This is a genomic window from Streptomyces albospinus, assembly GCF_014648695.1.
In the GTDB taxonomy this organism is placed as follows: Bacteria; Actinomycetota; Actinomycetes; order Streptomycetales; family Streptomycetaceae; genus Streptomyces; species Streptomyces albospinus.
Window position 1 is genome coordinate 1 of record NZ_BMRP01000109.1, and the last position, 6,333, is coordinate 6,333.

The following is a 6,333-nucleotide window of genomic DNA, read 5'->3' on the forward strand; positions in this document are numbered from 1 at the left end:
GGGACCGACACGGACCGGAACGTTCAGGTGCTGTGCCGGGGGTGCCATCAGCTGAAGACAGCTCTGGAGTTCGGGTACATGGTGTCGGTCCGTCGATAGACCGTAAGGGTTCTGTGTCTTGGGGTGCCGGCTACGCCGAGCGCTTGTACCCCTTGCAGTCGTAAAACCTCTCGCCGCGCTGGCGCTTGTAGCCCTTGTAGTCATAGAACGTGCCGCTGGAGGGGCACTTGTACCCCTTGCTGTCGTAGAAGGAGTCTCCCGGGCGGCGCTTGTACCCCTTGTAGTCATAGAAAGACTCGCCCGGTTGGCGCTTGTACCCCTTTCCGTCGTAGAAGCTCTCCTTTGTCGAAAACATTCCTGTCCCCCTCGCGTCTCGGTGTGGCATCCGCGGTGTAGCACCACCGTTTGATGGTGCCCGTCGCGAAGACCAGGGCTTCACTCTGAAGCCGTTCCAGTACAAGGGGGAAACGTACAGCAGGGGCGCCAAGTCGCCCCAAAGACAGAACGATCCCCCGCCCCTTTGCTCGGAGGTGCCCCCATGCCACGAAGACCCTGCCCCTTGCAGTGTCCCGGGTGTCCCGAGCTGACAAGGGGTGGGCGGACGCGCGGATAAGGGTCACGTGCGGCCCATCGCGTTGGGAGGGGCCGGGCCAGGGTGCGGCCGGACAGTCACGTGAAAGACGGCCACCGATCGGCTGCCCACTCGGGCCAGCCCTGCCAACCAGGAGGCGGACTGCCGATTTCATGCCCGCCGAGTTGCGCGGCGTTGAGCTCCTGGAACAGCGTCCTCCAATGCACGAGGTCCGCCTCGCTCATCGGGAAAGTCTGATCCGGAGTGGTCGACTGGCGATGGGCGATCCGAGCGCATTGGGTCTCCAGGTCCACAGGCACGTACACGAGGTCGCAGGACGCGCCTACAGACTCCACCAACCAGCGGATGGCGAACCTCTCGTCACTAGACCAGCATCCGAAAACCAGGACCACGTTGGTTCCAAACCTCAGCGCCTCCAGGGCAAGCGATAGCAGCGGCTGAGCCGGCGGGTCGGGTTCGCGGACGTCGGCGCGGATCGGTTCGGGCAGAGGTGCCAGGTGCTCGGTGACCCAGAGGTCTGCCGAGACCGGGCAGCGTGCGCTGGGCCTGTGCTGCAAAAGCGCACACCGGCTGCCTATTCCACCGCACTTGAGCGCACGATCTTGGAACTCTCTCGGCAGGCTCCGACACGCGATTCCATACGCTCGACCCAGGCGAAACGATCCCTCGCACAAGAATCCGTGCCGCGCCAGCGGCATTTCCGATGCGAATCGATGCCCCTATCAAGCCCCTCACTCTCGCAAAGAAGACCGCTTATCAGGAAACCACCACGGAACCCGTCATCGGTGGTTACGGTCTGTGCCCATGCGGTTCTTGCACACCTCGGACTGGCACCTGGGACGCCGGTTCCACGAGGCAGACTTGATCGACGCCCAGCGGGACTTCCTCACTCACGTGCACGACACGGCACGGGATCAGCAGGTCGATGTGATCCTGGTGGCAGGGGACATCTATGACCGTGCGATCCCCAGCCTGGACGCCGTGCGTCTGTTCAACGACGTCCTGAACCAGTTCGCCGACCTCAACCTGCCGATCATCATGATCAGCGGTAACCACGACTCCGCCCACCGTCTCGGAGTCGGCTCACGCCTCCTGGCCCGCGCCGGCGTCCACCTGCGGACCGACCCGATCACCGCCTGCACCACCCCGGTCCTGCTGGACGACCCACACGGCACCGTCGCCGTCTACGGGCTGCCCTACCTAGAACCTTCCCTGGCCCGCACGGACCTCGGCGCCGACAGAACCTCTCACCAGGCAGTGGTCACTGCGGCCCTGGACCTCGTCCGGGCCGACCTCGCGACCTACCCGATCGGAACCCGGTCCGTGGTCCTCGCCCACGCGTTCGTCACCGGCGCGGCCCCCTGCGACAGCGAACGCGACATCAACGTCGGCGGCATCGACCACGTCACGGCGAGCGCCTTCGATGGCATCGACTACGTCGCCCTCGGCCACCTTCACGGCGCCCAGGACATCAACGACCGCATCCACTACAGCGGCTCCCCCCTGGCGTACTCCTTCTCCGAAACCGGCCACACCAAGACCCTCACCGTGGTCGACCTGGCCGGCGACGGCACGGTCACACTCACCCGCGTGCCCACCCCTGTGCCGCGCGCCCTCGCCTGCCTGAAGGGCACCTTCCAGGACCTGCTGACCAACCCCGCCCACGAGCACCTGACAGGCAGCTGGCTGCAGGTCACCCTCACCGATGCGGACCTTCCGTACGAGCCCATGGCTCGGCTCCGGCGCCGCTTCCCGCACACCATGCACCTCCTGCACCAACGCCCAGACAATCCCGAGCAGTCGGACGGCCCCACCTACACCGAGCGCCTCGAAGGCCGCACCGACCTGGAGATCGCCTGCGACTTCGTCAAGAAGGTCCGCGGCACCGACCCTAACCCCACCGAGCACGACCTGCTGCGCCAGGCCGTCGAAGCCTCCCGCATCCGCTCCATGCAAGAGGAGATCGTCTAAATGCGCCTGCACAGCCTCACCCTCCAGGCCTTCGGCCCCTTCGCAGGCCCCCACACCATCGACTTCGAATCCCTCTGCGCCGACGGCCTCTTCCTCCTGCACGGCGACACCGGCGCCGGCAAGAGCACCGTCTTCGCCGCCATCTGCTACGCCCTGTACGGCAAGCCCCCCCGGCGACCGGGACCTGCTGCTGCGCAGCGACCACGCCGCCCAGAACCTGCTCACGCAGGTGACGCTGGAGGCCACCCTTTCGGGCCGCCGTCTGGAGATCACCCGCATCCCACAGCAGACAAGGCCCAAGGCCCGCGGCGAAGGAACCACCACTCAGACCGCGAAGACCACACTGCGCGAATGGAAGCACGACGAGACCTCAGGACAGAGCCGGTGGGAGGCATCCAGCAAGTCCCATCAAGAGGTCGGCGATGAGATCCTTGCGCTGCTGGGTATGAGCCGTGACCAGTTCTGCCAGGTCGTTCTCCTGCCGCAAAACCAGTTCACCCAGTTCCTGCGCGCCAAGGCAACAGAACGCAGGGAACTCCTCGGCAAGCTCTTCCGCACCGGCCGGTTCGCCGACATCGACCGATGGCTCCTCGACCGCAGCCGCGAGGCCCAAAAAGCACTCAAAGCCGCCCGCGGCGACGTGACCAGCCTGATCGAACGCATCCACCAGGCAGCCGGAGACCTCGACCACGAGCAAGGCGCTCCGACCAACGACGATCCCCACACCCTGACTGCCCCCGCCCTCAGCTGGGCCACAGCCCTGACAAAGGCTGCGGCAACACACCTGGAGCGCACCACCGCTGAAGCAGCGACGGCAGCCGCCGACCTGAGCACCCAGCAGGCACGCGAACTCACCGTCCGCGAACTCCACCACCAGCAGACCGAACACCGCAGCGCCCGAGACCAGCTTGACCTGCTCCAGCAACAGGCGCCCCGACAGCAGGAACTCAACGACCAGCTCGAGCAGGCCCGCCGCGCCGGAAAACTGGCAGCAGTCATCCACGCGGCGAACACCGCGAGCGCCGAGCACGACCGCGCCGCCCGCCACGAGGCCGACACCCGCAGCAGCCTCGCCTCCGAACATGCCACAGCCACGGCCGAGCAACTCACCGCTGCCGAACAGCAGATGCGTGCCCAGGCCGCCCTCGCCGAAGCGCTACTGCCACAAGAAGCAACCGTTCAGCAGCTGACCGGCGACCTCGAACACCTCGATGCCGAACGCGTGGAACTCGCCGCCGAGCAACGCGAGGCCCGCACCTGGCTCGAACAGGCCCCCGCCCGCCGCACCGCCCTCACCACACGCATGGACACCGCCCGCAGCGCCGAGGCAGACAGCCGCCACCACCAGACCGCCCTGAAAGACGTACGCCAACGCGTCAAAGCCGCCGAACTACGCGACGCCCGTCGAGCCGAGGTGACCGAAGCCGAGCATCGCCTGGCCAACGCCCGCACCGCCACCGCCGAAGCCGCCGCGACCTACATCGACATCCGCCGCCAGCGCACCGAAGGCATGGCGGCCGAGCTGGCCGCCGGCCTCGAACACGGCACTCCGTGTCCTGTCTGCGGATCCTGCACCCATCCTGCGCCGGCTGCCCCGCACCCCGGCCAGCCGACACGCGCCGACGAGCAGGCCGCAGAAGCCCGCCATGCCAAGGCCCAGCAGGAAGAGCAGGCCATCAGCGACACACTGCAGCAAGCCCGTGAACGGGCAGCATCGGCAGCCGGAGAAGCCGGCGATGCCCCCCTGACAGACATCCAAGCCCAACGCCGCACCGTCGAGAAGGAGCTGGCACAAGCCCTCAAGCAGGCCGCAGACTTCGGCACAGCGTCCGAGGAACTCGCCACCCTCGAGCGCGAACAGACCGACATGACCCACAGGGACACCACGGCCAGCGAACAGCTCTCCGCACGCAACGCGGACTACGATCACGCCGCTGCACGGCTACAAGACCTCAACGCCAAGCTGGACACGGCACGTAAAGGCGCACCCTCGGTCGCCGCACGCGTCGCAGACCTCACCCACAGCGCAGACCAACTCAAGACAGCAACCGAAGCCGCCACCACCGCCACCCGCACCGCCTTCGAACGGGACGAGCGCACCACACAGGCCACCACCGCCGCACAAGCCCAAGGCTTTGAGACCCTTCAAACAGCCGAGCAGGCACTCCTCGACGACGACGCACTGAACACCATCGAGGAAGAGATCCGCCAATGGAGCCACCAACGCGCCGCACACACCACCGTCCTGGACAAACCCGAACTCGTGCAGGCCGCAGCCCAGCCCCCCGCCGACCTCGAAACCGCCGTCGCCCTGCGTGACACCGCCGCCGAACGCCACACCCAGGCCGTCGCCGCCGCCACAGCCTCACGCACCCGCCACGACAACCTCACCAGCCTCACCACAGAACTCGACACCCGCATCCAACACCTGGAACCCCTCCAGGACACCTACGACACCGTGCACCACCTCCAAGACCTCATCCACGGCACCTCCCCCAGCAACAGCGACCGCATGGAACTCGAGGCCTACGTCCTGGCCGCACGCCTCGAACAAGTCGTCGCCGCCGCCAACACACGCCTGCTGCGCATGTCCGACCACCGCTACACCCTCTCTCACAGCGACCACCGAGCAGCCCGCGGTGCTCGCTCAGGCCTCGGCCTGAAGATCACCGACGCCTGGACCGGCCGGGACCGCGACACCGACACTCTCTCCGGAGGCGAATCCTTCTTCGCCTCCCTCTCACTCGCCCTCGGCCTCGCCGACGTCGTCACCCACGAAGCAGGCGGACGCCAACTGGACACCCTCTTCATCGACGAAGGCTTCGGCACCCTCGACGAAGACACCCTCCACCACGTCCTCGACGTTCTCGACTCCCTACGCGCCCACGACCGCACCGTCGGACTGATCAGCCACGTTCCCGAACTGCGCCGACGCATCACCAACCGGCTCCACGTCCGCAAGAGCGCCAGTGGCTCCACCCTGGCCCCCGTGACCGAAGCAAGCCAATAACCCTCGATGCAACAATGCCCCCGCACCCACCAGCCCAGCTCAGTACCGGAGCGGCGCACACCATGGCCCCCACCGACCTCGAACTGAGGCCGCACCAGAAAGAAGCCGTCACCGCGGCCACCAAAACGCTGCGCACGCACCCGCGGGCCAGCGTGGTGGCCGCCTGCGGCACCGGGAAAACGCTCATCGCCGCCCGCACCGCCTTCCGGCTGGCTGCCCACGGCCGCGTCCTTGTCCTGGTCCCCACGCTGGACCTTCTCTCTCAGACGGTCCGCTCCTGGCACGCCGCGGGCCGCAAAGGCCCTGCGGTAGCGGTCTGTTCAGCACGCCAGGCCGTCGAGCACCCCTCGGCCGGCGACATCCCGATGACCACCGACCCAGCCGAACTCGCAGCCCTTACCCCGGCCGAGGACGGCCCGGTCACCGTCTACGCCACCTACGCCTCCCTACCCACCCTGCTCGCCGCCCACCACACCCACCGCCTGCCCGCCTGGGACCTCGCCGTCGTCGACGAAGCCCACCGCACCGCCGGACGCCTCGGCAAAGCCTGGGCCGCCATCCACCACAACGACCAGATCCCCGCCCACCGCCGCCTCTACCTCACCGCCACCCCCCGCATCTGGGACCCCGACAACGACCGCGCCGACGACCCCGTCGCCTCCATGGACGACGAAACCCTCTTCGGCCCCGTCGCCTACCGCCTCACCCTCTCCGACGCCATCGACCTCGGCCTCCTCGCCGACTACCAGATCCTCGTCCC

General features: G+C 67.5%; 5 protein-coding genes and 1 pseudogene. 4 read left to right on the forward strand and 2 right to left on the reverse strand.

Annotated elements, in window-relative coordinates; all coding sequences use genetic code 11:
* Positions 1 to 130 precede the first annotated feature (130 nt).
* Both IEZ17_RS41230 and IEZ17_RS45190 read right to left on the reverse strand, forming a co-directional pair.
* Positions 131 to 355, reverse strand: a complete 225-nt coding sequence (locus IEZ17_RS41230; protein WP_189308769.1) for a hypothetical protein — start codon at positions 353 to 355, stop codon at positions 131 to 133.
* A gap of 314 nt (positions 356 to 669) precedes the next feature.
* Positions 670 to 1,290 carry an AAA family ATPase gene (locus IEZ17_RS45190; protein WP_373300083.1) on the reverse strand — a complete coding sequence of 207 codons (621 nt, stop codon included), beginning with the start codon at positions 1,288 to 1,290 and terminating at the stop codon, positions 670 to 672.
* A 106-nt stretch (positions 1,291 to 1,396) separates the two neighbouring features.
* Here IEZ17_RS45190 and IEZ17_RS41235 point away from each other — a divergent pair, with 106 nt between their 5' ends.
* The 4 genes and pseudogenes from IEZ17_RS41235 to IEZ17_RS41245 all read left to right on the forward strand — a co-directional run.
* Positions 1,397 to 2,563 (forward strand): exonuclease SbcCD subunit D, encoded by a 1,167-nt coding sequence (locus IEZ17_RS41235; protein ID WP_189308770.1) that lies wholly within the window; start codon positions 1,397 to 1,399, stop codon positions 2,561 to 2,563.
* Positions 2,564 to 2,692, forward strand: a pseudogene (locus IEZ17_RS43680) (AAA family ATPase); the annotation flags it as partial.
* A gap of 100 nt (positions 2,693 to 2,792) precedes the next feature.
* Positions 2,793 to 5,573, forward strand: a complete 2,781-nt coding sequence (locus IEZ17_RS41240; RefSeq protein ID WP_229853127.1) for an SbcC/MukB-like Walker B domain-containing protein — start codon at positions 2,793 to 2,795, stop codon at positions 5,571 to 5,573.
* A gap of 62 nt (positions 5,574 to 5,635) precedes the next feature.
* Positions 5,636 to 6,333, forward strand: a 698-nt coding sequence (locus tag IEZ17_RS41245; RefSeq protein ID WP_189308771.1) for a DEAD/DEAH box helicase family protein, incomplete at its 3' end; no start/stop codon positions are given.

Excerpts from the sequence above, each read along its gene's own strand:
- IEZ17_RS45190 (WP_373300083.1), bottom strand. The coding sequence starts at position 1,290 with ATGCCGCTGGCGCGGCACGGATTCTTGTGCGAGGGATCGTTTCGCCTG.
- IEZ17_RS41235 (WP_189308770.1), top strand. The coding sequence starts at position 1,397 with ATGCGGTTCTTGCACACCTCGGACTGGCACCTGGGACGCCGGTTCCAC.
- IEZ17_RS41230 (WP_189308769.1), bottom strand. The coding sequence starts at position 355 with ATGTTTTCGACAAAGGAGAGCTTCTACGACGGAAAGGGGTACAAGCGC.